Here is a 26,275-nt window from a genome sequence, read left to right as displayed (position 1 = left end):
CTCGCACGCCAGCGTTCCACGGTCGACTCATCAACACCGAGGTCGGCCGCGGCCTGCCGGTTCGTCCCGCCCTCCGCGCAGCGCAGCACGATCTTTGCCCGCAGCGCCAGATACTGGGCGGTCTTCGCCCGCCTCGCCCACCGGGTGAGCTGATCCCGCTCAGCCTCACTCAGGACCAGGTCGGCCTTCGGCCGTCCGATGCGCCCGGTGTCCTCGAGCCCGGCCATCCGCTCCGCGGCGAAGGCTCCGCGCCACTTCCTCACCGTCTTGACCGCCACGCCAACGGCCTGCGCGGCGCCCGCATTCGACATGCCTTCAGCGCACGCCAGGATGATCCGGGCACGCTCGGCCGGACGCCGGTCCGGTAATCCCGCCCGACGCATCAGCTCGGCACGCTCGTCCTCGGACAGCGTGATCTCCACGGCGGAAGGGCCCGGATGCGGCATACCAACAGGCTACTTACTAACCCTCAGGATTTCTGGCGCATCACACTAGCGGGCCCGTTCCACCCTGCGTTCGTCCCAGACCGGCTCCGGGGTCTCCCGGACGCGGCCGTCGCTGCCGAAGACCAGGAAGCGGTCGAAGGAGCGGGCGAACCAGCGGTCGTGGGTGACCGCGAGGACCGTACCGTCGAAGGCCTCCAGGCCCTCCTGGAGGGCTTCGGCGGACTCCAGGTCCAGGTTGTCGGTCGGCTCGTCCAGCAGCAGCGCCGTCACGCCCTGCAGCTCCAGCAGGAGGATCTGGAAGCGGGCCTGCTGGCCCCCGGAGAGACGGTCGAACGTCTGCTCCGCCTGCTGGGTGAGCTCGTAGCGGCGCAACCGCGAGGAAGCGGCGCCGCGGTCCTGGGCATGCTCCTTCCACAGGATGTCGAGGAGTGTGCGGCCCTCCAGCTCCGGGTGCGCGTGGGTCTGCGCGAAGTGGCCGGGCACGACCCGGGCGCCCAGCTTCCAGTCGCCCGTGTGCGCCACGGCGTCGCCGGCGAGCAGGCGCAGGAAGTGGGACTTGCCCGAGCCGTTGGAGCCGAGGACGGCGACACGCTCGCCGTAGAAGACCTCCAGGTCGAAGGGGGCCATCAGGCCGGTGAGCTCCAGGTTCGCGCAGGTGACGGCCCGGACGCCGGTGCGGCCGCCCTTGATCCGCATCCTGATGTCCTGCTCGCGCGGCGGCTCCGGGGGCGGTCCGGCCTCCTCGAACTTGCGCAGACGCGTCTGCGCGGCCGCGTAGCGGGAGGCCATCTCATGGCTGACCGCGGCGGCCTGACGAAGGTTCAGCACCAGCTTCTTCAACTGCGCGTGCTTCTCGTCCCAGCGCCTGCGCAGCTCCTCGAAGCGGGCGAAGCGCTCGCGCCGGGCGTCGTGGAAGGTGGCGAAACCGCCGCCGTGCACCCAGGCGTCCGCGCCCGCGGGGCCGGGCTCCAGGGAGACGATCTTCTCGGCGGCGCGGGCGAGGAGTTCGCGGTCGTGGGAGACGAACAGAACCGTCTTGCGGGTCTCCTTCAGCCGCTCCTCCAGCCAGCGTTTGCCGGGGACGTCGAGGTAGTTGTCGGGCTCGTCGAGGAGCAGCACCTGGTCGGTGCCGCGCAGCAGCGCCTCCAGGACGAGCCGCTTCTGCTCGCCGCCGGAGAGGGTGCGCACCTCCCGGAACTGCGCCCTGTCGTACGGCACCCCGAGCGCGGCCATGGTGCACATGTCCCACAGCGTCTCGGCCTCGTAGCCGCGGGCCTCGGCCCAGTCGGCGAGGGCCTGCGCGTACTCCATCTGGGCGGCCTCGTCGTCGACGGTCATGATGGCGTGCTCGGCCTTGTCGACGGCCTTCGCGGCCTCGCGGATGCGCGGCGTGGCGACGGACACGAGCAGGTCCCGCACGGTCGTCTCGTCGCGTACGGAGCCGACGAACTGTCGCATGACCCCGAGCCCGCCACCGACAACCACGGACCCGCCGTGCGGCTTGAGCTCACCGGCGAGCATCCGCAGCAGGGTGGTCTTCCCGGCGCCGTTGGGCCCCACGAGGGCCACGACGGCCCCCTCCCCCACCCGGAACGAGACGTCGCCCAGCAGTGCCCTTCCGTCGGGCAGGTAGTACTCCAGGTGCGCGGCTTCGAGGTGACCCATGGGCGCGATTCTGTGGGGACGCGGGGGCGGGGGGCAAACGGGTTTCGGGATCCGCGGTGCCGGTCAGACCCGTTCCAGTGGCCGATGCGGTCCGCTGGGGAGCTCCGCCTCGATCGTGTCGCCGGGCCGTACCACGCCCTCTTCCCGCACCACGCTCATGATCCCGGCCTTGCGCACGATGTTGCCCGCCTCGTCACGTCCGACGACCTGCTTGAGCAGCCCGTCCCGGAACAGGTCGATCTGCAGGCAGGGGTTGCGCAGCCCCGTGACCTCCAGGACCGCGCTGTCGCCGATGCGCAGCAGGGTGCCGGTGGGCAGTGCGAGCAGGTCGATGCCGCGGGTGGTGATGTTCTCGCCGAGTTCGCCGGGGGCCACCTCGAACCCGTCCTCACGGACCTCGGCGAAGAGCTCCTCGTGCATGAGGTGGACCTGGCGCAGATTCGGCTGGGTGGGATCCTGCGCGACGCGCGAGCGGTGCTTGACCGTCACCCCGGCGTGCACGTCCCCCTCGACACCGAGGCCGGTGAGCAGCCTGATGCTGTCCCGGTTCGGCTTGGTGAACGAGTACTCCCCGTTGCTGCTGACCGCCGTCACGTGCCCGCTCATCGGTCTGATCCCCCTGTTTCGGTGATGATGATCAGCCATGAGCCTGCCCCGGGGCCGTCGGTGTGTCCACCCCCTCCGGGTACCCGCACGGCATGACGCCCCCCGATCCGGACCTCACCGTCCCGAAGCCCGGTCACCGTCCCCTGCGCGCCCGAGCCCTCACTCTGGACCGCCGCCTCTTCGAGGCCGCCGCGGGCCGGCACCGGCCGGGTGCGGACCCCGTCCTGTCCAAACTGGGCCGCGGCGCGAACCACGGCGTGCTGTGGTTCGCGGCCGCCGCCGGCCTCGCCGTGAGCCGCACGCCCCGCGCCCGCCGGGCGGCGGCCCGCGGGCTGGCCTCCCTGGGCGTCGCCTCCCTCACCGTCGGCGTCCTCGGCAAGCGCTCGGTCCGCCGCGCCCGCCCGGTCCGGCACGCGGTCCCGCTGATCCGGCAGCTGAAGCGGCAGCCGGTCACCACGTCGTTCCCCTCAGGGCACGCGGCGTCCGCCGCCGCGTTCGCCACCGGTGTCGCCCTGGAGTCCCCGGCCTGGGGTGCGGTCGTCGCCCCGGTGGCCGCGTCGGTGGCCCTGTCCCGGGTGTACACCGGCGTCCACCACCCGAGCGGTGTCCTTGCGGGCGTGGCCCTGGGCGCGGGCGCCGCGTTCGCCGTACGGGGCCTGGTGCCGACGCGGGGCCAGGTCACCCCGCCGGCCCGCCCGCAGGCCGACGTTCCGGCGCTGCTGGAGGGCGAGGGACTCGTCCTCGTCGCGAACAGCGCCTCGGGCAGCGCGGACCGGGCCCGCGCCCTGCGCGACACCCTCCCGGGCGCCGAGGTCGTCGAGTGCGCTCCCGGGGACGTGCCCGCGCGGCTGGAGGAGGCGGCCGGCCGCGCCCGGGTCCTGGGCGTGTGCGGCGGCGACGGCACCGTGAACACCGCCGCCCGCGTCGCCCTCCGCGCCGGCCTGCCTTTGGCGGTGCTGCCCGGCGGCACCCTCAACCACTTCGCCTACGACCTGGGCGTGGAGGACGTGCGCGACCTGGCCCGGGCGCTGCGTCAGGGCGACGCCGTGCGCGTGGACGTGGGCCGGTACTCCTGCGGCGACCGGCACGGCGTCTTCCTCAACACCTGCAGCGTCGGCGTCTATCCGGAGCTGGTGCGCGAGCGGGAGCGCTGGTCCCACCGGGTCGGCGGCTGGCCGGCCGGTGTGCTCGCGGCGCTGCGTGTGCTGCGGGCCGGCCGGCATCCGCTGGAGGCCGAGTTCGGTGGCCGTACGCGTCCGCTGTGGCTGCTGTTCGCCGGGAACGGCACCTACCACCGCGTGGGGCTCGCCTCCGGGCGCCGGCGGGACCTCGCGGACGGGCAGCTCGACGTGCGGGTCGTGCACGGTGGCCGCCGGCCCGCCGTGCGGCTGCTGGCCGCCGCCCTCTCGGGCCCCCTGACCCGCTCCCCCGTCCATGCGGCCGTCCAGGTGGGACGGCTGCGCATGGACCATGTGGCGCCCGGCACGCTCCTCGCCTACGACGGCGAGGTGACCGAGGTGGAAGGCCGCGTGACGCTAAAGAAGCTCCCGGAGGCGCTGACCGTGTACCGGCCGATCGTCGGCTACTGACACGTTACTGACGCTTCGTCAGTCCATATCTCAGGATGCGGGTCTCAATATGCGGCGATCCTGCGTACGGTGATCTCCTGCCGACCCGACCGGAAGGGGTGGGATCCGCCATGCCGGGACCCCGCGAGACCGCCGTCTACACCCATGGGCACCACGAGTCCGTACTGCGCTCGCACACCTGGCGGACCGCCGCCAACTCGGCGGCGTACCTGCTGCCTTCCCTCAAGCCCCACATGAGGATCCTGGACATCGGCTGCGGTCCCGGCACGATCACCGCCGACCTCGCCGAGCTGGTGCCCGACGGGCAGGTCACCGGAGTCGACCGGGTGCCGGAGATCCTGGAGCAGGCGCGTGCCACGGCGGCCGGACGGGGGCTCGCCAACGTCGGCTTCGCGGTCGCAGACGTCCACGCCCTGGACTACCCGGACGACACGTTCTGCGTGGTCCACGCCCACCAGGTGCTCCAGCACGTGGGCGACCCGGTGCGGGCGCTGCGCGAGATGAAGCGGGTCGTCAGGCCCGGCGGGATCGTCGCCGTACGGGACGCGGACTACGGGGCCATGACCTGGTACCCCACTTCCGAGGGACTCGACGCCTGGCTGGACCTCTACCGCCGGGTCGCCCGGGCCAACGGCGGTGAGCCGGACGCCGGGCGCCGGCTGAAGTCCTGGGCGCTGCGGGCCGGGCTCACGGACATCACGGCGAGCTCCAACACCTGGACCTTCGCCACGCCACAGGAGCGGGCCTGGTGGAGCGGGCTGTGGGCCGACCGCACCCTGGCGTCGGCATACGCGAACCGGGCCGTCGGGGGCGGTCACACCGACGAGGCGGGGCTGCGGGACGTGGCCGCGGCCTGGCGGGAGTGGGGCACGCGGGAGGACGGGTGGTTCAGCGTGCTGCACGGAGAGATTCTCTGCCGCAAGGAAGCCTGAAACGCCGTTTCCGGGACACTTGAAAAGCAGGAGGTTCGAATTATGGTTCCCATCCTGCTGGTACTGCTTCTGGCTTTGGTTCTGTTCGGCGCCGGATTCGCAGTGAAGATTCTCTGGTGGATCGCTCTCGCGGTTCTCGTCCTGTGGCTGCTGGGATTCTTCGTCCGTGGCACGTCAGCAGCCGGCGGCAGGGGCCGCTGGTACAGGTGGTAGTACGCACACGTTCCCCCGGGTCCGGTCAGGGCCCGGGGGAACGCGTGTGAGTCAGTCCCGCGGAAGCAGCGGCCCGAGCGGCCCGAGGTCCAGGTTGAGGTCCTCGGGCCGAAGTCCGTAGCGGTCGCGCAGTTCCGTCATCCGCTCGTCGAGCAGCATGAGCGTGAGCCCGATCCGCTCCTCCTGCTCCTCGCTCAGGTCCCCCACGTCGAACCGGCGCAGCGCCTGGCGCTCCATGAGCTGGCGCAGCAGTTCCACCACCGTCAGCACGAGTTTGACCAGGTCACGCTCGACGGTGTCGGGCTCCAGATCCATCCGGTTGGAGCGCGGGCGGGGGTTCTCGGGGGCGGTCACAGCAACTCCTCGAACGGCGAGGGCACCTGGGCGTTCACCGAGCTGATGAGCGCGTTGAGGTCGATACGGACGAGGTCGACGTCGGCGATGCGCAACGTGATGTCCCCCGTGATCACGACGCCGCCGGCGAGCAGCCGGTCGAGCAGGTCCACGAGGGCGACCTCACGGCGTTCCACTACGGTCACGGATTCTCCCGGTCGGTCATGTGGTCTCCCCGGCGAACGAATAGGCCGCCCAGGGACCGGTGAGTTCGATGCGCATTCCCGGCATCTCACCCTTCGTGCGGTCCACCAGTTCCACGAATTCCTCGGAATGCGCGCGTGGCACGAGATAGGCGGCGTTCAGCACGTTCCGCCCCGTCACCTTGGAAAGCGCGGGATTCTGCGGGGGATGCAACCGGGAGTCCTCCGCGAATGCGGAAAGCTCCTCGTGCAGTCGGGTCGAGAATGCCTCGGCCTTCTGCCACGTCTCCTCGTGGGACCTGGTCTGCAGGCGCCGCTGCCGCAGGTAGTCCCGGCCCGACGCGGCCTTCTGCGCGGGCCGGGCGCTCTCCTGCGGTTCGGACTCCGCGTACACCTTGACGCCCCACTCGACCCGGCCCTCCAGCCGGTCGAGGGTGCGCAGGAAGTCCTCCTCGCGGGCCTCCATCATCGTCCGTACGCCGCTGTCGTCGTGGAAGACGGTGCCGAGCCGCAGCGGCAGCGGGGTCGTGACGGTGGTGAGCGCGTCGATCACGCCCTGGTGGGCACGGGCGGTCTCGGTGAGCCAGTCCAGGTCCTCCAGATGGCGCCGGAGCGGCTCCTCGGCGAAGTCCCGCTCCGGCACGTGGCTCACCACGGCCACCAGGCCGTGGTGAGTCAGCGCTCTGGGCGGATCACCCGCCACCCCCGTCAACTGGGACTGGAGCGGTGTGCCGAAGGGGCGGCAGACGGCGTAGACGTACCGCAGTCCGGTCACGGTGCCTCCTTCTTCTCCGCAAGGCCGGGCTCCAGTTCCTCCAGCCGGGCCAGCCTCTCGCGCAACTCGGCGTTCTCACGGGTCAGTTCGTCACGGCGGGCCCGTGAGCTCAGGGCCGGGTCGGTCTCCCACCAGTCGATGCCCATCTCCTTCGCCTTGTCGACAGAGGCGACGATCAGACGCAGTTTGATCGTGAGGAGTTCGATGTCGAGCAGGTTGATCCGGATGTCGCCAGCGATGACGATGCCCTTGTCCAGGACCCGTTCAAGGATGTCGGCGAGGTTGGCGCTGCTTCCCTGACCGTAGGGCTCGGGCATCCTGCTGGGCGTCGTCATCGCCGGCTCCCTGCCTCGACTTCCTCGTCCTCGTCCTCGTCCTCCTCGTCCTCGTACGCGCCCTCGGGCTCTTCCTCCTCCTCGGGCTCTTCGTCCTCCTCGTCGTATCCGGCCTCGGAGTCGTCCTCGTACTCGCCCTCGGGCTCCTCCTCGCCCTCTTCCGGCCGCTCCTCGTCGTCCTCGTCCTCGGCCTCCTCGCCCTCGGGGCGCTCCTCCTCGGACTCCTCCTCGGCAAGCGCGTCCTCGTGGCTGCGGACGACCTCGCCGTCGCGGATCTCACCGCGCCAGCCGTCCTCGGCCTCGCCCTTGATCGTGATGAAGCGGACGTAGTTCTTGAGGTCGAGCCGGGCCCGGCGGCCCTGGGCGCGCCAGATGTTGCCGGTCTTCTCGAAGAAGCCGGAGGGGTAGTACTCGATGACGAGCAGGACGCGCGTGAGGTTGTCGGTGAGCCGGTGGAAGGAGACGACGCCCTTCGTGGTGCCCTTGGCGCCCTCGGAGGTCCAGGCGATGCGGTCGTCCGGGAGCTGCTCGGTCGTCTTCGCCTTCCAGCTGCGGTTGGACCACCAGATCTTCGCCTGCCAGTCGGAATGGGTGTCGTCGTCGCGGCTCGCGCTCTTGACGCCCTTCGCGAAGGTGCTGAAGTCCTGGTACTTCGTCCACTGGTCGTACGCGGTGCGCAGCGGCACGCCGACGTCTATGTGCTCGATGATGACGGTGGGCTTGTTGCCGGAGCGGCCCTTGCCCTTCTTGCCCTTGCCGCCGCCCAGGCCCTTGAAGGCGCCCGTGACCTTGTCCTTGAGACGCGAGCCGCCCATCTCCAGTGCGGAGCGCACCGGACCCTTGCCCTCGGCGATCTTGCGGCCGCCGTCGAGGGCGAGTTTGGCGAAACCGGGGCTGTTGCCCTCGGCGATGTCGTTCAGCTTGCCGGTGGTCTCGCCGAGCTTGCGGCCGACGCCGGTCAGCATGCGCGTGGCCTGAGCGGCAAGGTACTCCTGCAGTTCGGCCTTCAGCCGGTCGGCGGCCTCACCGTGCGCCACGTCGGTGAGCGGGTTCTTCGCCGCTCCGTCGGCGGCGGACTTCGCCGAGCCAAGTGTGTCGCTCATCCCTCACCGCCTCCCTTCGGCAGCCGGGACCGGGCGCTGCCGCCCCTGCTCCCGGAGGTCGCCTTCTTGGCGGCCGTTGTCTTCTTCCCCGCCGTCTTCTTCGCGGGCGCCTTCTTGGCGGCCGCCTTCTTGGCGGGGGCCTTCTTGGCCGTCTTCTTCGCGGACGGCCTCTTGGCCGGGGCCTTACTCGCCGCCGGCTCCTCGTCCTTGTCCTTGTCCTCGTCCTCGTCCTCGTCCTCCTGCGCGGAGTCCTCGGAGTCGTCGTCCCGGGCCTCGTCGTCCTCGGGTTCCTCGTCCTCGTACTCGGCGTCCTCGTCGTCGTACTCGGCGTCCGCGTCGTCGTCCTGCTCCTCGTCACGGCCGCCGGGCACCACGCCCGTCAGCTGGTCGCGCACCTGTGCGGTCCGGCCGTGCAGCCGGTCGGCGAGGGCGTCGATCTGCCGCTCGACCATGGCACCGGAGGCGGCCTTGCCGACGCCGCGCAGATCCTGGCGCAGCTGGTCGCCGATCTCCTTGAACTGCGGGTTGTCCTTCAGCTGTTGCTGAAGCAGCTCCGCGACCATGCGCGGGCTCAGGTTCAGCTTCTTCCCGGCGACCAGGCCGCCGACGGCCACCGCCATCTTCAGCTTCTTGGTACGCCCCAGGAGGTATCCGGCCCCTATGGCGAGACCCAGTCCCACTCGGTTCATGGTGTTGTCCCGTTGCCCGTTCCCGCGCTCCCGCGCGAAGCGATCTCCAACCGGTCGAGCAGTTCGTCCTCAAGACGGTCGAACTCCTCCTCCGTGATCTCTCCGGCCTCCATCTGCCCTTCGAGGCGGGCCAGTTCCGCCCGGATCGTGGCGGGGTCGTAGTAGATCCGCTCGGCCTCCTGGACCACCTGTCTGATGGCCCAGGCGCTGCCGCGCGCCGGTGCGAACGGCAGCAGCAGCACCTCAGAGATCAAGCCCACGTCGTCACCCCGCTCCGGTGCCCGTACCGCTCACCACGGTCCCCGCGGGCTCCGCCGGGCCGGGCTCGACGAAGCTGTACGGGGGCAGCGGCCCGTTGACCCGCACCTCCAGGTGCGGCATGTCCTTGCGGACCTGCTCCACCGCGGCCAGGAAGGACTCGGCCTCGTCCCGGTCCACCAGGAACGACACATTGGCCAGCCAGCCGGTGGACTCCGGACCGACGCTCATGTCGTCGGCGGCCGACTCCAGGGCGCGCTGCACGGCGGCGCCGTCGTCGGCCTCCTTGGCCTTGACCGCGGCCGCGACCATCTCGCCGAGCCGGATCTTGTCGTCGTAACTGCCGCCGCCCGCCTGCCGGTTGGCCTCCGCGAGGCCGCGGATGTCGGGGCTTTCGGCCATCACCTGGTGCAGGACGGCCTCTTCGACGTGGTTGGCCTTGACGTTGTACTCGACCCGGTTGTCCAGGGCCCGCAGCCGCTCCTGGTAGTGCTCGGCGCGCTCGGCGAGCACCCCGGTGATGGAGTCGTCGTCCGGGGCGACGCTGCCGAACCGCATGGGCAGCACACAGCCGGCCGCACCGGCCTCGCTGAGGACGTTCTGGTGGGCGAGCAGTTCCTTGCGCTTGGGCCGCAGCCCGTCGGGCGCCTCACTGACGATCGCCGCGAGGTCACCCGCGCGCAGGATGCGCACCGGCCGGGGCGGGTCGCCGACGCCGCCCATGCCCTCGGGAAGGCCGGGGTGCGAACTCGCCGCGATGCCGTAGACGTAAGTGCTCACTCCTGCTCCTCCTTACGACGGGACGACGTGCTCTTGCGGGCGCGCGGACGCGACTCGGTCTCACGCTCGGAACCTTCGCTCCGTGCCTGCTGGAAGGCGTCGGAGATGGTCTCGGCCGCGCCCGACAGTGCCCCCTTCGACTTGCCGCGGGCGCCGGACTCGGTCATCTCCCCCACGAGGTCGGGCAGGCCCGGGTCCTTGCGCGGCCCGGCCTCCAGGTCGAGCCGGTTGCACGCCTCGGCGAAGCGCAGATAGGTGTCAACGCTGGCGACGACGACGCGCACGTCGATCTTGAGGATCTCGATGCCGACCAGGGAGACACGGACGAATGCGTCGATGACGAGCCCCCTGTCCAGGACGAGCTCAAGCACGTCGTAGAGACCGCTGCTGCCGCCTCCGCCGCCGGACTGCTGTGCCGGTACGACTGTCATGCCGGGTGTTCCTCCTCGTGTGTGGGTGCTGGTCCGGTCGGGCGGCCTAGCGGCCGCCGGGCCTGCGCGCGTCGGACCGGCCACGTTCGTAGCGGCGGACGCGCCGGTATCCCGTGAGCTGCCCGTCTGCGTCGAGCTCCACCTGGTAGCTCGCCATCAGGCTCATCGTGTCGGGCACGCGCTCGAGTTCGAGGACCTCGACCTCCAGCGCCCAGCCCTCCTCCGTCTGCTCGAAGGACGACACGGACTCGGCTTCCATGCCGGTGAGTTCCGCGAGCTGGCCGCGCGCCTGGCGCAGCACCTCCATCGGGCTCGGCCGGCTCTTGGCCGACTCGTTGTCCTTCGTATGGCTCGTATTCCGGGAGTTCCGGGACTCTTGTGAGCCCTGCGACTCTTGTGAATCCTGTGACTCTTGCGTGTTTTTTGTGTTCGACATGGCCACCTCCCCCTCCGTGTGGCCGCAAGAGTGTTCGCCAAACCTCTACGGGCACATGCATCTGACACCCGTCCGGCCGACGACGGGAGTGCCTCAGCCGCGCAGGGCGTTCAGCCGCCGCCTGGCCGGTCCCAGCGCCCGGCCCCGGTTGAGCAGGCCTGACCAGGGGTTCGTCCGGGCCTGCTCGACGGCGTCGGCGATGGTCCAGCGGCGGGCGTGCAGCTCCGGGTCGTCCAGCTGGTCCCAGGTGATGGGGGTGGCCACCGGGGCACCCGGGCGGGGCCGGACCGTGTAGGGCGCGACGGCGGTCTGGGCGTAGGCGTTGCGCTGGATGTCGAGGTAGAGCCGCTCACCACGCTCCTTCTTGCGGGCGGCGGTGGTGAGCCGGTCGGGGTGCGCGCCGACGAGGGTGTCGGCGACGTCCCGGGCGAAGGCGCGCGCCTCGTCGAAGTCGTGCCGGCCGTTCAGCGGCACGATCACGTGCAGCCCGCGCGAGCCGGTGGTCATCAGCGCCGAGGGCAGGTCGAGCTCGTCGAGCAGCTCCCCGAGCAGCCGGGCGGCCTCGCGCACGGCCTCGAAGTCGTCCCTGGGGGTCCCCCCAGGCCCTTCAGGCTCTGGGGGAGGGTCGAGGTCGAACACCAGCCGGTCGGGGTGGTCGACGCTGTCGGCGCGGGACAGCCAGCGGTGCAGGGTGATGCTCGCCTGGTCGGCCAGGTAGAGGAGGGTCGCGGTGTCGTCGCAGACGGTGTGGCGGACGGTGCCGCCCTCCTTGGCCACATCGACGCGGCGAATCCACTCGGGGTAGTGCTCCGGGGTGTTCTTCTGCATGAACGTCGGGCCGTCGATGCCGTCGGGGTGCCGCTCCAGCATCAGCGGCCGGCCGCGCAGGTGGGGCAGCATGAAGGGCGCGACAGCCCGGTGGTAGTCCACCAGGTCGCCCTTGGTGTACTCCTTGGCGTCGCCGCCGGGGAAGAGCACCTTGTCCGGCCGGTGCACTTCCACCGTGCGGCGGCCCGCCCGCACCCTGCGCGTTCCGTCGCCGCCGCTCACCGCACGACCGCCTCCTCCACCAGCAGCCGTCCGGCCGCCGCTACGGACTCGGCGTCGATGCCCGCGGCGCGCAGCTGCTCCTCCGGGGAAGCCGAGCCCGGCATCGTCCGGACGCCGAGCCGCACCAGGCGCGGTACGGGGCGCCCGTCGGTGAAGGCGTCGAGGACCGCGTCCCCGATGCCGCCCTCCGGGTGGTGGTCCTCCACGGTCACCAGGCAGCCGGTCTCCTCGGCGGCCCGGCGCAGGGTGGCCCGGTCGACGGGCTTCACGGAGTACAGGTCGATCACCCGCACCGCGATGCCCTCCTGCTCCAGGGCCTCGGCGGCGGCCAGCGCCTCGTGCACGGTGACGCCGGCCGCCACGAGGGTCAGCCGGTCCTCGCCGGAGGAGCGCAGCACCTTGCTGCCGCCGACCGGGAACTCCTCGTCGGGGGCGTAGATCACCGGGCTCTCGCCGCGCGAGGTGCGCAGGTAGCGGACGCCCTCCAGGCCGGCCATCGCGCCGACGAGCCGTGCGGTCTGGTTGGCGTCGCACGGGTACAGCACGGTCGAGCCGTGCACCGCCCGCATCATCGCCAGGTCCTCGAGCCCCATCTGGCTGGGCCCGTCCTGGCCGATGGCGACGCCCGCGTGCGAGCCGACGAGGTTGATGCCGGAGCCGCTGACGGACGCCATCCTGATGAAGTCGTAGGCGCGGGTCAGGAAGGCCGCGAAGGTGGTGGCGTAGGGCACCCAGCCGCGGGACGCGAGCCCGACCGCCGAGGCGACGAGCTGCTGCTCGGCGATGTAGCACTCGAAGTAGCGGTCGGGGTGCTCCTTGGCGAAGAACTCGGCACGGGTGGAGTCGCCCACCTCGCCGTCCAGGGCGACGACGTCGCCGCGGCCGGTGCCGAGGGCGGTGAGCGCCTCACCGAAGGCGTTGCGGGTGGCGACCTCCTCGCCCTTGTCCCACCTCGGGAGGTCGACGTCCCCGGTGTGGACGGAGTGCAGCATGCGTGCGGCGGGCGGCTCCTGCACCCGGACCCGGATGTCGCGGGGGCCGCCGAGTGCGGTGACGGCCTCCTCGGCCTCCGGCAGCGGCTTGCCGTGCAGGCCCTCGCGGTCCTGGACGCCCTCGACGCCCTTGCCCTTGAGGGTGCGGGCCAGGATCGCGGTGGGCTGGCCCTTGGTGGACGCGGCCTCGCCGTAGGCGCGGTCGACGGCGTCCACGTCGTGGCCGTCGACCTCGATGGTGTGCCAGTCGAAGGCCTGGAAGCGGCGGGCGTAGGCGTCCAGGTCGTGGCCGTGCCGGGTGGGACCGCGCTGGCCGAGCCGGTTGACGTCGACGATCACGGTGAGGTTGTCCAGGTGCTCGTACCCGGCGTGCTCGGCGGCCTCCCATACGGATCCCTCGGCCAGCTCGCTGTCGCCGCACAGCACCCAGGTGCGGTAGCCGGTGCGGTCGAGCCGCTTGCCGGCCAGCGCGATGCCGACCCCGACGGGCAGTCCCTGGCCGAGCGAGCCGGTGGCCGTCTCGACCCACGGCAGGCGCTGCGGGGTGGGGTGCCCTTCGAGGCGGCTGCCGAGCTTGCGGAAGGTGAGCAGCTCTTCGTCGTCGATGGCGCCGGCCGCCTTGTACGCGGAGTACAGCAGCGGGGAGGCGTGGCCCTTGGAGAGGACGAAGCGGTCGTTGCCGGGGTGGGCGGGGCGGTCGAAGTCGTAGCGGAGGTGGTGCGCGAGCAGGACGGCCATCAGGTCGGCGGCGGACATCGACGACGTGGGGTGCCCGGAACCCGCGGCCGCGGCGGCGCGGACGCTGTCGACCCGCAGCTGCTGTCCGAGGTCGGTGAGTTCACCGGTGTTCATGAATTTCCTTTCGAGGAGTCTTCCGGGGCGTCGGTTCGTTTGACGGGGCCGGGTGCGGGATGACCCGGGCTCGGCGGGTCGGACGGGGGCGCGGGGGCATGCTGGTTCTTCGCGGGCTCACCACCGGGCTGGTTCTTCGCCGGCTCACCACCGGAGGTGTCCCGCGCGGGCTCACCACCCGGCTGCTTCGTCACGGACTCGGCGGCCGGCTGCTCCTCGGCCGGATCGCCACCGGGCAGGTTCTCGGCGGATTCGCCACCGCTCGGCCGGCTCGTCCCAGGCTCGTCGGCAGCCGCCGCGGCCGGGCGCCCCTTCGCCGTCTCGGACTCGGATCGCAGCCGGCCGTGACCGGAGTCGGGCGGGCCGGCAGTCGGGCGCCCCTTCGCCGTCTCGGACTCCGACCGCGGCTGCGCGGCCCCGGATCCGGGTCGTACCTGCGTCGTCCCGGATCCGGGCTGCCCCTTCGCGGGCTCATCGGGGGGCCCGGCCCGGCCGGGCCCGTCCCCGTCGTCCGTGTCGGCCGCGAGCGCCGCCCCCGGGCCGGACCGGGCGTCCGCCCCCTGCCGCCGCCCGGGCCCGCCCGCAACGCGGGCCACCTCGGGCGACGACGTGTCGAGCGGCACCGACCAGGACCGCACGAGCCCCAACTGCACGGCCTGGCGCGGCAGTACGGCGTCCAGCAGCCAGTCGGCCGCGACCCGGACCCGGTTCCCGGGCATCGCGGCGAGGTGGTAGCCCCGCGTCACCGCGCCCGCCGGGACGCCGGACAAGGTCACACCGAACGGGTTGGCGGCGGCCTTCGCTCCGCCCAGATCGACGACGAAACCCAGGTCACGATGACGGTAGGGCTTGTGCGCCCCGCCGAGACCGAGCGACGCGGCGACGTTCTCCGCCGCGACCTTGCCGTGCCGCCAGGCGTGCTGCGCGGTCATCGGCGTATAGCTCCCGGGGTTCTCCAGATCGGGTACGGCGGCCACGTCACCGCACGCGAACAGCTCCGGCCTGCCCGGCACCCGCAGGTACGGGTCGACGAGCAGCCGCCCCTTCTCCATCGGCAGCCCGAGAGACTCGACCAGCGGGTCGGGACGTACGCCCACGCACCACACCAGCGTCCGGGTCTCGACGAACTCGCCGTCGGTCAGCGCGACCCCCTCGTGCGTGGCCTCCTTCACGGAGGTCCCCATCCGCACGTCGACGCCCCGCTGCCGCAGCACCCGGTCGGCGGTGGCGGACAGCTTCTCGTCCATCTCGGGCAGCACGCGCGGCGCCACGTCCAGCAGCATCCAGCGCGGCCGCATGCCCCGCCGCAGCGGGTGCTTGCGGACCTGCGCGTCGGTGAACATCTGCCCGTGCGCGGCGACCTCCGTGCCCGTGTACCCGGCGCCGACCACCACGAAGGTGCACCGCGCGGCGCACGCCTTCGGGTCGTCGGAGGAAGCCGCGAGCTCCACCTGCCGGGTCACGTGATCGCGCAGGTACAGCGCCTCGGGAAGCCCCCGGAAGCCGTGCGCGTGCTCGGCGACCCCGGGAATGGGCAACAGCTTGTTGACGCTGCCCGCGGCCAGCACCAGCCGGTCGTAGGAGAGTGAGCCCTCCTCGCCCTCGGGACCGGTGTAGTGCAGGGCGCCGTCGTCGAGGTCGATCCGGTCGGCCTCCCCCAGCACCAGCCGGACGTCCGGCAGCGAGTCCGAGAGGGAGACCGTGACCCGGCGCGGCTCCAGGATGCCGGCGGCGACCTGGGGCAGCAGGGGCAGGTACAGGAAATAGTCGGTCGGGTTCAGCAGGGTGATGTGGGCCCGGCCCCGGGTGATCCGGGACAGGGTGCGGGCCGTGCGGTACCCGGCGAAGCCGGCACCGACGATCAGGATGCGGGGTCGACTCACGTCGCTCGCCTCCGGCGCTGTCGCGTAGCTCGGGAGCCTTCCGCGTCCCCCTGGCCTGGGGACCCAAACGTCGGCCGGGGTGCACAGGCCCCTACGCCGCCGGTTTCCGGCCCCGCGCCCGGGTAACCCGGTGCGGGACACGAACCGCCGACGTCGCGGAGGCACGCTCCCATGCCCGAGTACGGATATTTCCTCTCGTGCGAGCAGTACGGACCCGCCGAGCTGATCGAGCAGGCGCGGATGGCCGAGCAGGCCGGGTTCCAGGCGCTGTGGATCTCGGACCACTACCACCCCTGGAACGACGAGCAGGGCCAGAGCCCGTTCGTGTGGTCGGTGATCGGCGCGCTGTCGGAGGCGGTGTCCCTGCCGGTCGAGACGGCGGTGACCTGCCCGACCGTGCGCATGCATCCGGCGGTGGTGGCGCAGGCCGCGGCGACCAGCGCGGTGATGACGAACAACCGCTTCCGGCTCGGCGTCGGCTCGGGCGAGGCGCTCAACGAACACATCCTGGGCGACCACTGGCCGCCGGCGCACGTGCGTCTGGAGATGCTGGAGGAGGCCATCCAGGTGATGCGCCGCCTGTTCACCGGCGAGGAGGTCAACCACCACGGCCCGCACTACACGGTCGAGAACGCCCGCCTGTACACCGTCCCGGACGAGCCGATCCCGATCGACATCTCCGGCTTCGGACCCGCCGCGACCCAGCTCGCGTCCCGCGTCGGCGACGGCTACATCACGGTCATGCCGGACGAGACGATGGTGGAGCAGTACCGCAAGGGCGGGGGCGGCGGAAAGCTCGTGAGCGGCGGCACCAAGGTCTGCTACGACACGGACAAGGACGAGGCCGTACGGACCGTCCACCGGCTCTGGGCGAACGAGCAGCTGCCGGGCGAGCTGGGTCAGGTCCTGCCCTCGCCCAAGCACTTCGAGCAGGCGCAGCAGCTCGTCACCGAGGACATGGTGCGCGAGAACAGGGTGTGCGGCGACGACGTGGAAGAGCACGTGGCGGAGCTGAGGCAATTCGCCGACGCGGGCTTCGACCGGGTCTATGTGAACCAGATCGGGCCGGACCTGCGCGGCTTCTTCGACTTCTACCGCACGAAGGTGCTGCCGCAGCTCCATCAGTCCGTCTGACCGGGACGAAAATCAGGAGGTGGAGGGGCAGCGGGCAGCCTAGAGTCGCCCGCATGTCTCTTCGTCTACGTATGCGTGCCGCCCTGCCGGAAGCGATGCGGGCCCGGGACAAGGCCGCTGTGAGCGCCTTGCGCGGCACCCTGTCCGCACTGGACAACGCCGAGGCGGTGCCGGTGGACGAGACGGTTCCCCACGCCGCCGCGCTGGAAGCCTCACCGGTCGGCGCCGGCGCCACGGAGGCGGCCCGGCGGGAGCTCGGTGAGCGCGAGGTGGTGGAGATCGTGCGCGCCGAGGCCGCCGAACGGCTGGAGGCGGCCGCGCACTTGACAGCCCCCGCACACGCGGACCGTGCCGGACGGCTGCGTGCGGAGGCGGCCGTACTGCTGCGCTTCCTCGACGGCCCCGAAGGCATCGCGTAAGCACCACCGAAGCCACCACCGAAGTCACCGCGTAAGGCACCACCGAAGCCACCGCGCAAGGCACCTAGCGGCGGGCCGGCGCGCAAGGCACCTAGCGGCGCGCCGGCGCGGTCAGGCGGCGGGCCGCCAGGGCGGCGGCTCCCGCGGTGAGGGCCACGCCCATCCAACCCCGGTTCCGCGACAGCCACTGCTGCGGGCTGTCGCCCGTCGCTTCGTCGTCGAAGCGGCCGTGCGCGCCGTGGTCCCGTCCGTGCGGGCCGTCCGCCGGGGACCACAGGTTGGCCGGGCCCTCGGGCCGGCCCTCCTCCTGCTGCGCGTCGACGTTGGTGCGGGCCAGGTAGCGTTCCAGCAGCCCGGGGACGACCGCGTTGGCGAGGAGCGTGGCGGCCGTGGAGCCGCCCACCCAGTACTCCCGGCGCCGCGCGTGCGACGACGCGTGCACGATCGCCCGGGCCGCGACCTCCGGCTGGTAGACGGGCGCGACGGGCCGGGCCCGCCCCGGCATCCGGTTCAGCACCCAGTCGAACTGCGGGGTGTTGAGGCCCGGCAGCTGCACCATCGTCGTCCGCACCCCGCTGCGCGCGTGCAGCAGCTCGCAGCGCAGCGATTCGTTGAAGCCCTGGATCGCGTGCTTGGCCCCGCAGTACGCCGACTGCAGCGGGATGCCCCGGTAGGCGAGCGCGGAGCCGACCTGCACGATGGTGCCGCGGTCGCGCGGCAGCATGTGGCGCAGGGCGGCCCGGGTGCCGAACACGTAGCCCAGGTACGTCACTTCGGTCACATGGCGGAACTCGTCCGGGGTGACGTCCGTGAACGGCGCGAACACCCCGGTGAAGGCGTTGTTGACCCAGACGTCGATGTGGCCGTACGCGTCGACGACCTGCTGGGCCGCGTCGTCGACGGCCTTGGCGTCGGAGACGTCCACGCCGACGACGAGCGCCTCGCCCCCGGCGCGCTCCACGTCGTCCGCCGCGGCGGCGAGTCCCTCTTGCCCGCGGGCGAGCAGGGCGACCTTGTCGCCCCGGGCGGCGAAGGCCCGGACCGTGGCCCGTCCGACACCGCCGCCGGCTCCGGTCACCACGACCACGCGGCCGCGCTGGTGCGTTGTTCCTGTCTCGCGCACCCGGCGTCACGCCCCGCGGTGGGGTACGTCCGGGTTGTGCGACGGCCGCGGGGGCACGGGGCCCGGGGTGGCCGCTTCGGCCGGCGGGGCCGGCGGCACGGGCGGATACGGCATGCCGCCGACCGCCCCGGCCGCGTTCCGCCGGGTGCTGTCCCCGCCCGTCGCCGGACCGGCCGTGTGGTCCGGGCCCGGCCGGGACGGCCGCGCCATGCCGCGCAGCACGTAGGCCAGTACGCCCAGGACCACGGCGGTGATCAGCGCGGCGGCCCAGTCGGGCAGGCCGAGGGCGAGGGCCAGCCCCACGGCGAGCGCGAGGGCCGCACCCGCGTACAGGGCGAGCGCGCCGGAGGCGGCGTACAGGGCGGCCTTGCGGCGCTGCTTGCGCGTCTGCTCGCGCAGTTCGTCCCGTACGGTCTCGCGCGCCACCTGGGCCAGCTCGTCGACCAGGTGCTTGTCCAGATGCTCCAGGTGATCCAACGGCTTCATGCCCGGCCGGGTACCCTCGGCCCCCTGCGCGTAACTAGGCTCGGTGGCATGGAGATTCTGGGTGCCACACTGCGCGTCTGCGTCGACGACCTCGAGACCGCGATCCCCTTCTACGAGCGGCTGGCGGGCGGCAGAGCCCAGCGCTTCGAGCGGGGAGGTGTCCAGGTGGCGGCGATCGGCTGCTTCCTGCTGATGAGCGCTTCCCCGGCCGAACTGGAGGTGCTGCGCAAGGTCGCGGCGACGATCGCCGTGACGGACGTCGAGGAGACCCACAAGGTGCTGACCGAACTGGGCGCCCACATCGTCGCGGGCCCGATCGCCTCACCGGCGGGCCGCAACCTGATCGCCCTGCATCCGGACGGGTCGGTCTACGAGTACGTGGACCGCCAGGCGTAAACGCCGCAGGGGGCTCAGCGCGGCCCCGACCGGGTGATCATCTCGGTGGTGATCGCCCAGCGTTCGTGGTCGCGCCAGGCCCCGTCGACGAAGAGCATCTTCGGCGAGAAGCCCTCCAGGCGGAACCCGCAGCCGCGGGCCAGGGCGATCGACGCGGCGTTCCGCGGCTGGACGTTGATCTCCAGCCGGTGCAGCCGCAGCGGGCCGAACGCGTACCGCACGACGAGGTCCAGCCCTTCGCGCATCAGCCCGCGCCCGGCGGCATGCGCGAAGGCGCCGTAGCCCAGCGCCCCGGACTGGAAGCCGCCCTCGACGATGTTGTTGATGTTGATGAACCCGCCGATGGCCCCGTCGCTCTTCTCGCAGACCAGGAACCCGGCCTTGGACGGGTCCTCGATCAGGCGGCCCGCGTAGGCGGTGTACGCCTGAGCCGTCGTGGGCGGGAACAGCCACGGCTGGTGCAGGTCCTTGCTCTCCCGGGCGCGGGCGGCGAACTCGGCGCCGTCCTCGTAGGTGAAGTGGCGTATGCCCACCCGGGGGCCTTCGGTGAGGTGGCGGGATGCGTGGTGCGGCACCCCGCCACAGTAACCGCGCCGGCTGTGCCTCCCCAGTCGGGGCGTCAGGAGCCGGCGACCGGCAGCCGGAGTACCCCGGTGTCGCGTGGCCCGCTGATCACGGTCACGGGCTTGATGCCCCGGTTGCCGAAGCCGGGTGGGCATGATCGGCGGATCGTACGGCGGTGCCGTGCAGCTCGCGACGGCTGCCGTGGACCACCGCCTCGACGCGCCCGTCCCGATGATCACCTGGGTCCCCGGGCGGCGTCCCGCGTGACGATCGAGGGTTTACTGACCGGATTTCAGCAGCCGGGCCTTTCAGCCCAGGGCCGGTTCGTCCAGTGTCAACGTGCCTGCTCCGGCGTCCAGTTCACCCCGGATCCCCAGGGGCATGGTCAGCGCGCCCGCTCCGTGCCCGAACCCGAAATCCTCCACGACCGGGACACCCAGGCCGCCGAGCCGGTCGGCGAAGACCGCGCGCAACCCCTCGCGAGGACCGCACGCCACCCAGGAGCCCAGCAGGATCCCGGCGGCCCCGTCGAGCCAGCCGGTGCGCAGGAGCTGGGTCAGGTACCGGTCCAGGCGGTACGGGCTCTCGCCGACGTCCTCCACCAGCAGCAGCCCGCCCCGCGCCCCGGGGTGGGCGTGCGGGGTGCCGAGGTCGCTGGCGAGCAGGCACAGGCACCCGCCCAGGGTGACGCCCCGGGCGCGGCCCGGAACCAGTGCGGCGCCGCCCGGGGGCACGGCCGTCAAGGTCCGTACCGACTCCGGCTCGAAGAGGGTGGCCCGCAGGTGTTCCTGGGCCCGGGCGTTCTTGAGGAAGTCGACGCCGGCGGCGGCGGGCCCGTACAGGGTGACCAGGCCCAGGCGGGTGGCGAAGGCCTGGTGCAGGACGGTGACGTCGCTGAACCCGGTGAACACCTTCGGGCCCGCCGCCCGCATCGCCGCCCAGTCGAGCAGGTCGACCATGCGCTGTGCCCCGTATCCGCCCCGGGCGCACAGCACGGCCGCGACGGAAGGGTCGCACCAGGCGCTCTGCAGGTCCGCGGCCCGCTCTTCGTCCGCCCCGGCCAGGTAGTCCAACGTCCCGTGGCGTCCGAGCACATGGGGTGCGACCACGGGGTCGAGGTCCCAGCCGCGCAGGATGTCGAGGCCGGCCTGGAGGCGTTCCTCGGGCACGGGCCCGCTGGGCGCGACGACGGCGACGCGGGCGCCGGGGGTGAGCCGGGGCGGTCGTACCAGGGGGTTCACTCGGCGAGCTCCAGGGTGGGGATTCCGGGCACGTCCAGGCGGAACACCTGGGCGTAGAGGGCGAGTTCGGCCTCAAGGGCGCGCACCATCGTCTCCGCCTTCCGGAAGCCGTGCCCCTCCCCCTCGAAGGCGAGATATGCGTGCGGCACCCTCCGGCCCCCCAGGCGGGCCAGGAACCGCTCGCACTGGGCGGGCGGGCAGATCACGTCGTCCAGGCCCTGGAGCAGCAGGAACGGCACGGTCAGGCGGTCGGCGTGGGCGGCGGGCGAGCGTTCCGTGTACCGGGCGGGCACCTCGGCGAGCGGCCCGATCAGCCCCTCCAGGTACCGCGACTCGAAGTCGTGGGTCTCCCCCGTGCCCCACCCGGCCAGGTCCAGGATCGGGTACTTGATGGTGCCGCAGGCGTAGACGTCGGTGGTGGTGAGGGAGGCGGCGGCGGTCCAGCCGCCCGCGCTGCCGCCCCGGACCGCGAGCCGGCCTCGGTCGGCCGTGCCCTCGGCGGCGAGGGCCAGGGCGACGGCTGCGCAGTCCTCGACGTCCACCACGCCCCACTGCTCGCGCAGCCGCTCGCGGTACGGGCGGCCGTAACCCGTGGAGCCGCCGTAGTTGACCTCGGCGACGCCGATGCCGCGCGAGGTGAAGTAGGCGATCTCCAGGTCGAGCACGAGCGGGGCCCGGCCGGTGGGCCCGCCGTGCGCCCAGACGACGTAGGGCGGCAGTTCGTCGCCGGGCGCGACGCAGCCGGGGTGGTGCGGCGGGTAGATGTGGGCGTGGATGTCGCGCCCGTCGGGGCCGGTGAAGGTGCGGATCTGCGGTTCGGGGTAGTACGCGGGATCGACGGCGTCGTCGTGCTCGGCGCCCACGACCCGGGCCCGGCCGGTGCGGGCGTCCAGCTCCACGACCTCGTAGGCGCTGCGCGGGCTGGCCCCGACGGCGACGACGCGCTCGCCATGGGCGGCGACGGTGGGGGTGAACTCGGTCCAGGGGCCGGCCGCGTCGACGACCTCGCCGGTCTCGGGGTCCAGGATGCCGAGGGCGGTGGCGCCCCGGCCGTGCACGACGGCGATCAGACCGCTCTCCAGCGGGGTGAACCATCTCGAGCCCAGCTTCCACAGCGCGCCGCCGAACTCCTCCTCGCGCGGGCACAGCGGCCGTCCGTCGAGGTAGAGGTTCCACCAGCCGGTGCGGTCGCTCGCGTGCAGCAGACGGCCGTCGTGGGTCCAGTCGGCCTGGGCGATGGACTCGCCGGGGCCGCCGGCCACGGCCTGGGCGTCGCGCAGGGTGCCGTCGGGCGCGACCTCGGCGAGGAGCAGCTCGGTGCCGTCCCAGGGCATGCGCGGATGGTCCCAGGCGAGCCAGGCGGCCCGCCGCCCGTCGGGCGAGAGCTTCGGCCCGGTGACGAACCGGCGTCGGCCGTCGGTGAGTTCGCGTACGGCGCCCCGGTCCCCGGCCGCGGATCCGTCGAGCGGCACGGCGGCCAGGACGCGGCGCACGTCGGTGGGGCCGTCACCCGTGAACTCCTCCAGCACGCACCACACCTCGCCCCGTTCAGGCAGCGGCAGCGGCTCGGCCCAGCGCAGGCCCGCGCCCACGGTCGACACGGGGGTGAGCGGAATGGGTTCACCGCCCGGCTCGCAGCGATACAGCCGCTGGTCGGCGAAGTTCACGAACAGCACCAGCGGTCCGGGCTCACCCGCGAGGGCGGCCCACGGGTGGCCGCCGTACTCGATGACCCGGCTGCGCACGTTCCAGGGCGCGGGCAGCAGCGATTCCTCCCGGCCGTCGGCGTGCCTGCGTACCAGGGTGCGCCGGCCGCCTTCGGCGGGGCGCGGCTCGGTCCACCACACCTCGTCACCGACGAAGCCCACGTACTCCGGGTGCCCGTCGTGCGCGGCGGTCAGGGCCGCGTCGATGGGCGAGGGCCACGACCCGTAGGCCAGCGTCCGCACCGTCTCCCCCGCTCTTCCTAGGCCGTCCGCAGGAACCGGTCGAGCACGCGGACACCGAAGTGCAGTGCCTCGACCGGTACCCGCTCGTCGACCCCGTGGAACATGGCCGCGTAGTCGTAGCCGTCCGGCAGCTTCAGCGGGGTGAAGCCGTAGCCGGTGATGCCGAGGCGGGAGAACTGCTTGGCGTCGGTGCCGCCGGACATGCAGAACGGGACGACGTGGCCCTCCGGCGCGAACTCCTCGACGGCGGCCCGCATGCCCGCGAACGTCGGCGAGGCCACCGGCGACTCCAGGGCGACCTCACGATGGTGGAACTCCCAGTCCACGTCGGGCCCGGTGAGCCGGTCGAGGGTGGCGCGGAACTCCTCCTCGCCGCCGGGCATGTACCGGCCGTCCACGTGCGCCACGGCCTCCCCGGGAATGACGTTGATCTTGTAACCGGCCTCCAGCATGGTCGGGTTGGCGCTGTTGCGCAGGGTCGGCTCGACCAGGGCGGCGACCGGGCCGAGCTTCTCCAGCAGCGCGTCCACGTCGGTGAGGTCGGTCTCGAGGCCGTACAGCGCGGCGAGTTCGGTGAGGGCGGCGCGGACGGTCGGGGTCAGCCGCAGCGGCCACTCGTGCGCGCCGATCCGCGCGATCGCGCCCGCGAGGCGGGTCACGGCGTTGTCCCGGTTGACCTTGGAGCCGTGCCCGGCGCGTCCGCGGGCGGTGAGCTTGAGCCAGGCGGTGCCGCGTTCTCCGGCCGCGATCGGGTAGATCTGCCGCCCGCTGCCGTCGTGGAAGGTGAAGGCGCCCGACTCGCTGACGCCTTCGGTGCAGCCCTCGAACAGTTCGGGGTGTTCGTCTGCGAGGAACCCGGACCCGTCCTCGGCGCTGGCCTCCTCGTCAGCGGTGAACGCGATGACGATGTCCCGGCGCGGTCGCACGCCCTGCCGGGCCCAGCCGCGCACGACGGCCAGGATCATCGCGTCCATGTTCTTCATGTCGACGGCGCCGCGACCCCACACCACCCCGTCGCGGATCTCCCCGGAGAACGGGTGCACGCGCCAGCCGGCGGCCTCGGCGGGCACGACGTCGAGATGGCCGTGGAGCAGCAGGGCGTCGGCCGAGGGGTCGGTGCCCTCGATCCGGGCGACGACGTTGGCCCGCCCCTTGGTGCGTTCCAGCAGGAGCGGTTCGATCCCGGCGTCGGCGAGCCGTGCGGCGGCGTACTCGGCGGCGGGCCGCTCCCGGCAGTCGCCGCCGCCCCGGTTGGTGGTGTCGATCCGGATGAGGTCGGACGTGTACGTCACGACCTCGTCCAGCGCGCGTTCGTCCACCTGCTCAGCCATACTGCTCCTCCACCGCGGCCGAGACGATCGTGGTGACCGCCTTGAAGGCGCGGATGCCGTCGTACATGGTCTCGCTCGTGTAGGCCACCTTCCGCTCCCCGATCCGGTCCACACCCGGCACGACGGTGGCGGCCATCGCCAGGTGCTCCGCGTCGAACTCCACGGCCACGGTGAACGGGCCGCCATGCACGGGCTCGTGACGCACCGCCAGCGCGGCCGCCTCCTTGGCCGCCGCCCGGATGTCGGCCGCGGTGCGGGCGGGTGTACGGCACACCGCCGCGTAGCGCGACACATGGTCCTTCACCGCGACCTTGAGCGCCTCGGGCGCGTACCCGAGCGCGTCCTCGCAGGCGATGTCGTCCCCGGTGACCAGCACGACCGGCACCCCGTACTCGGCGACGACATGGGCGTTGAGCAGCCCCTCGCTCGCCCGTACGTCGTTCAGCCACACGCCCGTGATGGAGTTGGCGAGGTAGGTGTGCGCGAGGACGCCCTCCATGCCGGCGCCCGCGTGGTAGCCGACGAACGCGATGCCGTCGACGTCGCCGTGCTGCACGCCCTCCACCATGGACAGCGCCTTGTGCCGGCCGGTGAGCATCCGGGCGCGGTCGTCGAGCTGCTCCAGCAGCAGGTTGCGCATCGTGGAGTGCGCCTCGTTGATGATCACCTCGTCGGCGCCGCCGTCGTGGAAGCCCCGTACGGCGGCGTTGACGTCGGAGGTGAACAGCGAGCGGCAGCGCTCCCACTGTGAGGCGCCCGGCATCACGTCGTCGGGCCAGGTGACGCCGGTGGCGCCCTCCATGTCGGCGCTGATGAGGATTCTCATGACGAGCCGTCCAGGGCGGAGATCTTCATGGTTCGTCACGTTACGCGCTGGGGGCGGAACCGGCTACGAGGTGGTCACCAACGGATCGGCAGGTCGGCGAGGAACGCGGTGAGGCGGTCGGCCAGCAGCCGGTGATCGCGGGCCGAGTAGTGCCAGTGGCAGCCGTTGAGGTCCAGGCCGGTGGTGTCGAGGGGCCAGTAGCGAACCCGGCGGTCACCCGCGCCGGTGCGTTCCCGGACGACGTGTTCGACATGGCCGGCGAACGGGCCCGTGCCGGCCGCCAGGATGGTGGTCGCGGGCCCGTAGCGCTTGCGCAGCTTGGCGAGGAAGCCGCTGTAGGCACTGCGGTAGGCGGCGGCGAGGCTCTCGTCCGTCCAGGGCTCGCCCGGGTTGACGGGGGTCGAGAAGTCGTTGGTGCCGAGGTTGACCACCACGAGTTGCGGCCGCCAGGTGCCCGGGTTGCGCCAGACGTCGCCCGGCACGTTCAGCAGCGCGCGGTCGTAGAAGGTGCGGTAGTTCACCTCCGGGGAGCCGCCGTTGTAGTTGCGCACCATGCCCTGGCCCGAATACGCGTTGACCTGGTAGTCGGCCCGCAGCCCCCGGGCGGTGAGGGCGCCGTAGCTCACGTCGGCGTTGGTGGTGCGCTTGAGCTGCTCGCCGTCGCAGTCGCGGGAGGCGGAGAGGTTTCCGTAGCCGGCCGTGAGGGAGTCGCCGATGAACTCGATCTGGCGGCTGCGGGCGGCCGGGCGGGCCAGGACGGCACCGCCGGGTGCGGCGACGAAGCCGCCGAAGGAGCTGGTGCTCCAAGGGGTGTCGTTGCGTTTGACGAGCCGGACGGTGTGCACGCCCTCGCGCAGCCCCCTGACCCAGTGGGTGGTCCTCCCCGGCGTGACGAGGGTCGCGACGGTGGCTCCGTCGACCTGCACGTCGTAGTCGGCGGCCGGGTCGTCGAGCACGACACCCACGCCGGTGCCCCGGACCCGGCCCTCGAAGTAGACGCCTGGCCAGCTGTACTGGAACGCGTCCCCGGCGGCCTTGACCCGCCCGGCGGTGTGCACACCGTCCCGTACTCCGCGGTGGTCCGGTGCGGCGGCGGTCGTGACGGCCGCGGTGCCGACCAGCACGGTCGACACCGCCGAGGCGACCAGCATCCGTAACCAGGGCATCGGCATGACGGTCCTCCGCGGGGCGAGGTGGGTGCAGGGACGGGCCAGAGTGACCGTACACCGACAAAT

The 26,275-nt window shown here is 72.4% G+C and carries 30 protein-coding genes and 1 pseudogene; 7 read left to right on the top strand and 24 right to left on the bottom strand.

The features are described 5' to 3' along the window. From ACFY9S_RS20440 to ACFY9S_RS20430, 3 genes are all read right to left on the bottom strand, one after another. On the bottom strand, positions 1-422 hold a 422-nt coding region (locus tag ACFY9S_RS20440), incomplete at its 3' end, for a helix-turn-helix domain-containing protein (protein ID WP_391130387.1). A 69-nt stretch (positions 423-491) separates the two neighbouring features. After that, positions 492-2,111, bottom strand: coding sequence for an ATP-binding cassette domain-containing protein (locus tag ACFY9S_RS20435; RefSeq protein ID WP_391130385.1), 1,620 nt, complete (start codon positions 2,109-2,111; stop codon positions 492-494). Positions 2,112-2,174: 63 nt separating this feature from the next. Beyond that, entirely contained in the window at positions 2,175-2,717 is a 543-nt protein-coding gene (locus ACFY9S_RS20430) for an MOSC domain-containing protein (protein ID WP_391130382.1), read from the bottom strand. Between the two features lie 92 nt (positions 2,718-2,809). Between ACFY9S_RS20430 and ACFY9S_RS20425 the strand changes: the two genes are divergently transcribed. The 3 genes from ACFY9S_RS20425 (at position 2,810) to ACFY9S_RS20415 (ending at position 5,451) form a co-directional block, all read left to right on the top strand. Beyond that, entirely contained in the window at positions 2,810-4,306 is a 1,497-nt protein-coding gene (locus ACFY9S_RS20425) for a phosphatase PAP2 family protein (protein WP_391130379.1), read from the top strand. A gap of 110 nt (positions 4,307-4,416) precedes the next feature. Beyond that, positions 4,417-5,238 (top strand): methyltransferase domain-containing protein, encoded by an 822-nt coding sequence (locus ACFY9S_RS20420; RefSeq protein WP_391130376.1) that lies wholly within the window; start codon positions 4,417-4,419, stop codon positions 5,236-5,238. A 42-nt stretch (positions 5,239-5,280) separates the two neighbouring features. Next, the gene (locus ACFY9S_RS20415) at positions 5,281-5,451 is read left to right on the top strand and encodes a hypothetical protein (protein ID WP_031136400.1); all 171 of its coding nucleotides are present in this window, start codon (positions 5,281-5,283) and stop codon (positions 5,449-5,451) included. Between the two features lie 51 nt (positions 5,452-5,502). Here ACFY9S_RS20415 and ACFY9S_RS20410 read toward each other — a convergent pair whose 3' ends face one another. The 13 genes from ACFY9S_RS20410 to ACFY9S_RS20350 form a co-directional block, all read right to left on the bottom strand. Continuing rightward, the gene (locus tag ACFY9S_RS20410; protein WP_030843810.1) at positions 5,503-5,766 is read right to left on the bottom strand and encodes a gas vesicle protein K; all 264 of its coding nucleotides are present in this window, start codon (positions 5,764-5,766) and stop codon (positions 5,503-5,505) included. A 35-nt stretch (positions 5,767-5,801) separates the two neighbouring features. Then, a complete protein-coding gene (locus ACFY9S_RS20405) occupies positions 5,802-5,990 on the bottom strand; it encodes a gas vesicle protein (RefSeq protein ID WP_003994122.1) in 189 nt (62 codons plus the stop codon). A gap of 16 nt (positions 5,991-6,006) precedes the next feature. After that, positions 6,007-6,762: a GvpL/GvpF family gas vesicle protein gene (locus tag ACFY9S_RS20400; protein ID WP_391130373.1), complete on the bottom strand. Its 756-nt coding sequence runs from the start codon at positions 6,760-6,762 to the stop codon at positions 6,007-6,009. Further along, on the bottom strand, positions 6,759-7,097 hold the full coding sequence (locus ACFY9S_RS20395; protein ID WP_391130370.1) for a gas vesicle protein GvpJ: 339 nt from the start codon (positions 7,095-7,097) through the stop codon (positions 6,759-6,761). Before ACFY9S_RS20395 ends, ACFY9S_RS20400 begins: the two co-directional genes overlap by 4 nt. Beyond that, positions 7,094-8,200 carry an SRPBCC family protein gene (locus ACFY9S_RS20390; protein ID WP_391130368.1) on the bottom strand — a complete coding sequence of 369 codons (1,107 nt, stop codon included), beginning with the start codon at positions 8,198-8,200 and terminating at the stop codon, positions 7,094-7,096. The genes ACFY9S_RS20395 and ACFY9S_RS20390 overlap by 4 nt, the downstream gene beginning before the upstream one ends. Further along, positions 8,197-8,889 carry a DNA primase gene (locus ACFY9S_RS20385; protein WP_391130365.1) on the bottom strand — a complete coding sequence of 231 codons (693 nt, stop codon included), beginning with the start codon at positions 8,887-8,889 and terminating at the stop codon, positions 8,197-8,199. Before ACFY9S_RS20385 ends, ACFY9S_RS20390 begins: the two co-directional genes overlap by 4 nt. Then, positions 8,886-9,149, bottom strand: a complete 264-nt coding sequence (locus tag ACFY9S_RS20380; protein ID WP_391130362.1) for a gas vesicle protein GvpG — start codon at positions 9,147-9,149, stop codon at positions 8,886-8,888. Before ACFY9S_RS20380 ends, ACFY9S_RS20385 begins: the two co-directional genes overlap by 4 nt. A gap of 4 nt (positions 9,150-9,153) precedes the next feature. Then, on the bottom strand, positions 9,154-9,927 hold the full coding sequence (locus ACFY9S_RS20375; RefSeq protein ID WP_391130361.1) for a GvpL/GvpF family gas vesicle protein: 774 nt from the start codon (positions 9,925-9,927) through the stop codon (positions 9,154-9,156). Continuing rightward, positions 9,924-10,358, bottom strand: a complete 435-nt coding sequence (locus ACFY9S_RS20370) for a gas vesicle structural protein GvpA (RefSeq protein ID WP_248509489.1) — start codon at positions 10,356-10,358, stop codon at positions 9,924-9,926. The genes ACFY9S_RS20375 and ACFY9S_RS20370 overlap by 4 nt, the downstream gene beginning before the upstream one ends. A gap of 46 nt (positions 10,359-10,404) precedes the next feature. After that, positions 10,405-10,794 carry a gas vesicle protein GvpO gene (locus ACFY9S_RS20365; RefSeq protein WP_391130357.1) on the bottom strand — a complete coding sequence of 130 codons (390 nt, stop codon included), beginning with the start codon at positions 10,792-10,794 and terminating at the stop codon, positions 10,405-10,407. Positions 10,795-10,887: 93 nt separating this feature from the next. Beyond that, a complete protein-coding gene (ligD, locus tag ACFY9S_RS20360; RefSeq protein WP_391130355.1) occupies positions 10,888-11,844 on the bottom strand; it encodes a non-homologous end-joining DNA ligase in 957 nt (318 codons plus the stop codon). Beyond that, complete coding sequence (locus ACFY9S_RS20355) at positions 11,841-13,688, bottom strand: transketolase (protein ID WP_391130352.1); 1,848 nt, start codon at positions 13,686-13,688, stop codon at positions 11,841-11,843. Before ACFY9S_RS20355 ends, ligD begins: the two co-directional genes overlap by 4 nt. Then, positions 13,685-15,571: an FAD-dependent oxidoreductase gene (locus ACFY9S_RS20350; protein WP_391130349.1), complete on the bottom strand. Its 1,887-nt coding sequence runs from the start codon at positions 15,569-15,571 to the stop codon at positions 13,685-13,687. The genes ACFY9S_RS20355 and ACFY9S_RS20350 overlap by 4 nt, the downstream gene beginning before the upstream one ends. Positions 15,572-15,742: 171 nt before the next feature. On the opposite strand from ACFY9S_RS20350, the gene ACFY9S_RS20345 reads away from it, so the two are divergent. Both ACFY9S_RS20345 and ACFY9S_RS20340 read left to right on the top strand, forming a co-directional pair. After that, complete coding sequence (locus ACFY9S_RS20345) at positions 15,743-16,705, top strand: TIGR03557 family F420-dependent LLM class oxidoreductase (protein ID WP_391130346.1); 963 nt, start codon at positions 15,743-15,745, stop codon at positions 16,703-16,705. Between the two features lie 95 nt (positions 16,706-16,800). Continuing rightward, entirely contained in the window at positions 16,801-17,124 is a 324-nt protein-coding gene (locus ACFY9S_RS20340; RefSeq protein WP_391130433.1) for a hypothetical protein, read from the top strand. 91 nt (positions 17,125-17,215) lie between these two features. Here ACFY9S_RS20340 and ACFY9S_RS20335 read toward each other — a convergent pair whose 3' ends face one another. Both ACFY9S_RS20335 and ACFY9S_RS20330 read right to left on the bottom strand, forming a co-directional pair. Next, positions 17,216-18,247: an SDR family oxidoreductase gene (locus ACFY9S_RS20335; RefSeq protein ID WP_391130343.1), complete on the bottom strand. Its 1,032-nt coding sequence runs from the start codon at positions 18,245-18,247 to the stop codon at positions 17,216-17,218. A gap of 6 nt (positions 18,248-18,253) precedes the next feature. Further along, complete coding sequence (locus ACFY9S_RS20330) at positions 18,254-18,733, bottom strand: phage holin family protein (RefSeq protein WP_391130341.1); 480 nt, start codon at positions 18,731-18,733, stop codon at positions 18,254-18,256. Between the two features lie 48 nt (positions 18,734-18,781). Here ACFY9S_RS20330 and ACFY9S_RS20325 point away from each other — a divergent pair, with 48 nt between their 5' ends. Next, positions 18,782-19,129 (top strand): VOC family protein, encoded by a 348-nt coding sequence (locus ACFY9S_RS20325; RefSeq protein ID WP_391130338.1) that lies wholly within the window; start codon positions 18,782-18,784, stop codon positions 19,127-19,129. A 14-nt stretch (positions 19,130-19,143) separates the two neighbouring features. Here the strand turns inward: ACFY9S_RS20325 and ACFY9S_RS20320 are convergent, their stop codons facing one another. Continuing rightward, positions 19,144-19,704, bottom strand: a complete 561-nt coding sequence (locus ACFY9S_RS20320; protein ID WP_391130335.1) for a GNAT family N-acetyltransferase — start codon at positions 19,702-19,704, stop codon at positions 19,144-19,146. Positions 19,705-19,837: 133 nt separating this feature from the next. On the opposite strand from ACFY9S_RS20320, the pseudogene ACFY9S_RS20315 reads away from it, so the two are divergent. After that, positions 19,838-19,936 (top strand): annotated as a pseudogene (locus ACFY9S_RS20315) (hypothetical protein); the annotation flags it as partial. A gap of 65 nt (positions 19,937-20,001) precedes the next feature. Here ACFY9S_RS20315 and ACFY9S_RS20310 read toward each other — a convergent pair. From ACFY9S_RS20310 to ACFY9S_RS20290, 5 genes are all read right to left on the bottom strand, one after another. Then, entirely contained in the window at positions 20,002-20,934 is a 933-nt protein-coding gene (locus ACFY9S_RS20310) for an LD-carboxypeptidase (RefSeq protein WP_391130332.1), read from the bottom strand. Continuing rightward, complete coding sequence (locus ACFY9S_RS20305; RefSeq protein ID WP_391130329.1) at positions 20,931-22,883, bottom strand: prolyl oligopeptidase family serine peptidase; 1,953 nt, start codon at positions 22,881-22,883, stop codon at positions 20,931-20,933. Before ACFY9S_RS20305 ends, ACFY9S_RS20310 begins: the two co-directional genes overlap by 4 nt. A gap of 17 nt (positions 22,884-22,900) precedes the next feature. Continuing rightward, positions 22,901-24,214 carry a M20/M25/M40 family metallo-hydrolase gene (locus ACFY9S_RS20300; RefSeq protein WP_391130326.1) on the bottom strand — a complete coding sequence of 438 codons (1,314 nt, stop codon included), beginning with the start codon at positions 24,212-24,214 and terminating at the stop codon, positions 22,901-22,903. Further along, positions 24,207-25,040: a M55 family metallopeptidase gene (locus ACFY9S_RS20295; protein WP_391130323.1), complete on the bottom strand. Its 834-nt coding sequence runs from the start codon at positions 25,038-25,040 to the stop codon at positions 24,207-24,209. Before ACFY9S_RS20295 ends, ACFY9S_RS20300 begins: the two co-directional genes overlap by 8 nt. Positions 25,041-25,114: 74 nt before the next feature. Next, positions 25,115-26,206 carry a GDSL-type esterase/lipase family protein gene (locus ACFY9S_RS20290; protein WP_391130320.1) on the bottom strand — a complete coding sequence of 364 codons (1,092 nt, stop codon included), beginning with the start codon at positions 26,204-26,206 and terminating at the stop codon, positions 25,115-25,117. Positions 26,207-26,275: the final 69 nt, after the last annotated feature.

Origin of the sequence: Streptomyces sp. NPDC012474 (assembly GCF_042955185.1) — a bacterium.
Taxonomy (GTDB): Bacteria; Actinomycetota; Actinomycetes; order Streptomycetales; family Streptomycetaceae; genus Streptomyces; species Streptomyces cahuitamycinicus.
The sequence above is the reverse complement of the archived record's forward strand: the minus strand, read 5'-3'. Positions and strand labels throughout refer to the sequence as shown.

Excerpts from the sequence above, each read along its gene's own strand:
- ACFY9S_RS20345 (WP_391130346.1), top strand. The coding sequence starts at position 15,743 with ATGCCCGAGTACGGATATTTCCTCTCGTGCGAGCAGTACGGACCCGCC.
- ACFY9S_RS20330 (WP_391130341.1), bottom strand. The coding sequence starts at position 18,733 with ATGAAGCCGTTGGATCACCTGGAGCATCTGGACAAGCACCTGGTCGAC.
- ACFY9S_RS20290 (WP_391130320.1), bottom strand. The coding sequence starts at position 26,206 with ATGCCCTGGTTACGGATGCTGGTCGCCTCGGCGGTGTCGACCGTGCTG.
- ACFY9S_RS20415 (WP_031136400.1), top strand. The coding sequence starts at position 5,281 with ATGGTTCCCATCCTGCTGGTACTGCTTCTGGCTTTGGTTCTGTTCGGC.
- ACFY9S_RS20410 (WP_030843810.1), bottom strand. The coding sequence starts at position 5,766 with ATGGATCTGGAGCCCGACACCGTCGAGCGTGACCTGGTCAAACTCGTG.
- ACFY9S_RS20365 (WP_391130357.1), bottom strand. The coding sequence starts at position 10,794 with ATGTCGAACACAAAAAACACGCAAGAGTCACAGGATTCACAAGAGTCG.
- ACFY9S_RS20435 (WP_391130385.1), bottom strand. The coding sequence starts at position 2,111 with ATGGGTCACCTCGAAGCCGCGCACCTGGAGTACTACCTGCCCGACGGA.
- ACFY9S_RS20300 (WP_391130326.1), bottom strand. The coding sequence starts at position 24,214 with ATGGCTGAGCAGGTGGACGAACGCGCGCTGGACGAGGTCGTGACGTAC.
- ACFY9S_RS20295 (WP_391130323.1), bottom strand. The coding sequence starts at position 25,040 with ATGAGAATCCTCATCAGCGCCGACATGGAGGGCGCCACCGGCGTCACC.
- ACFY9S_RS20325 (WP_391130338.1), top strand. The coding sequence starts at position 18,782 with ATGGAGATTCTGGGTGCCACACTGCGCGTCTGCGTCGACGACCTCGAG.
- ACFY9S_RS20385 (WP_391130365.1), bottom strand. The coding sequence starts at position 8,889 with ATGAACCGAGTGGGACTGGGTCTCGCCATAGGGGCCGGATACCTCCTG.
- ACFY9S_RS20355 (WP_391130352.1), bottom strand. The coding sequence starts at position 13,688 with ATGAACACCGGTGAACTCACCGACCTCGGACAGCAGCTGCGGGTCGAC.
- ACFY9S_RS20425 (WP_391130379.1), top strand. The coding sequence starts at position 2,810 with ATGACGCCCCCCGATCCGGACCTCACCGTCCCGAAGCCCGGTCACCGT.
- ACFY9S_RS20395 (WP_391130370.1), bottom strand. The coding sequence starts at position 7,097 with ATGACGACGCCCAGCAGGATGCCCGAGCCCTACGGTCAGGGAAGCAGC.
- ACFY9S_RS20390 (WP_391130368.1), bottom strand. The coding sequence starts at position 8,200 with ATGAGCGACACACTTGGCTCGGCGAAGTCCGCCGCCGACGGAGCGGCG.
- ACFY9S_RS20340 (WP_391130433.1), top strand. The coding sequence starts at position 16,801 with ATGCGGGCCCGGGACAAGGCCGCTGTGAGCGCCTTGCGCGGCACCCTG.
- ACFY9S_RS20370 (WP_248509489.1), bottom strand. The coding sequence starts at position 10,358 with ATGACAGTCGTACCGGCACAGCAGTCCGGCGGCGGAGGCGGCAGCAGC.
- ACFY9S_RS20420 (WP_391130376.1), top strand. The coding sequence starts at position 4,417 with ATGCCGGGACCCCGCGAGACCGCCGTCTACACCCATGGGCACCACGAG.
- ACFY9S_RS20430 (WP_391130382.1), bottom strand. The coding sequence starts at position 2,717 with ATGAGCGGGCACGTGACGGCGGTCAGCAGCAACGGGGAGTACTCGTTC.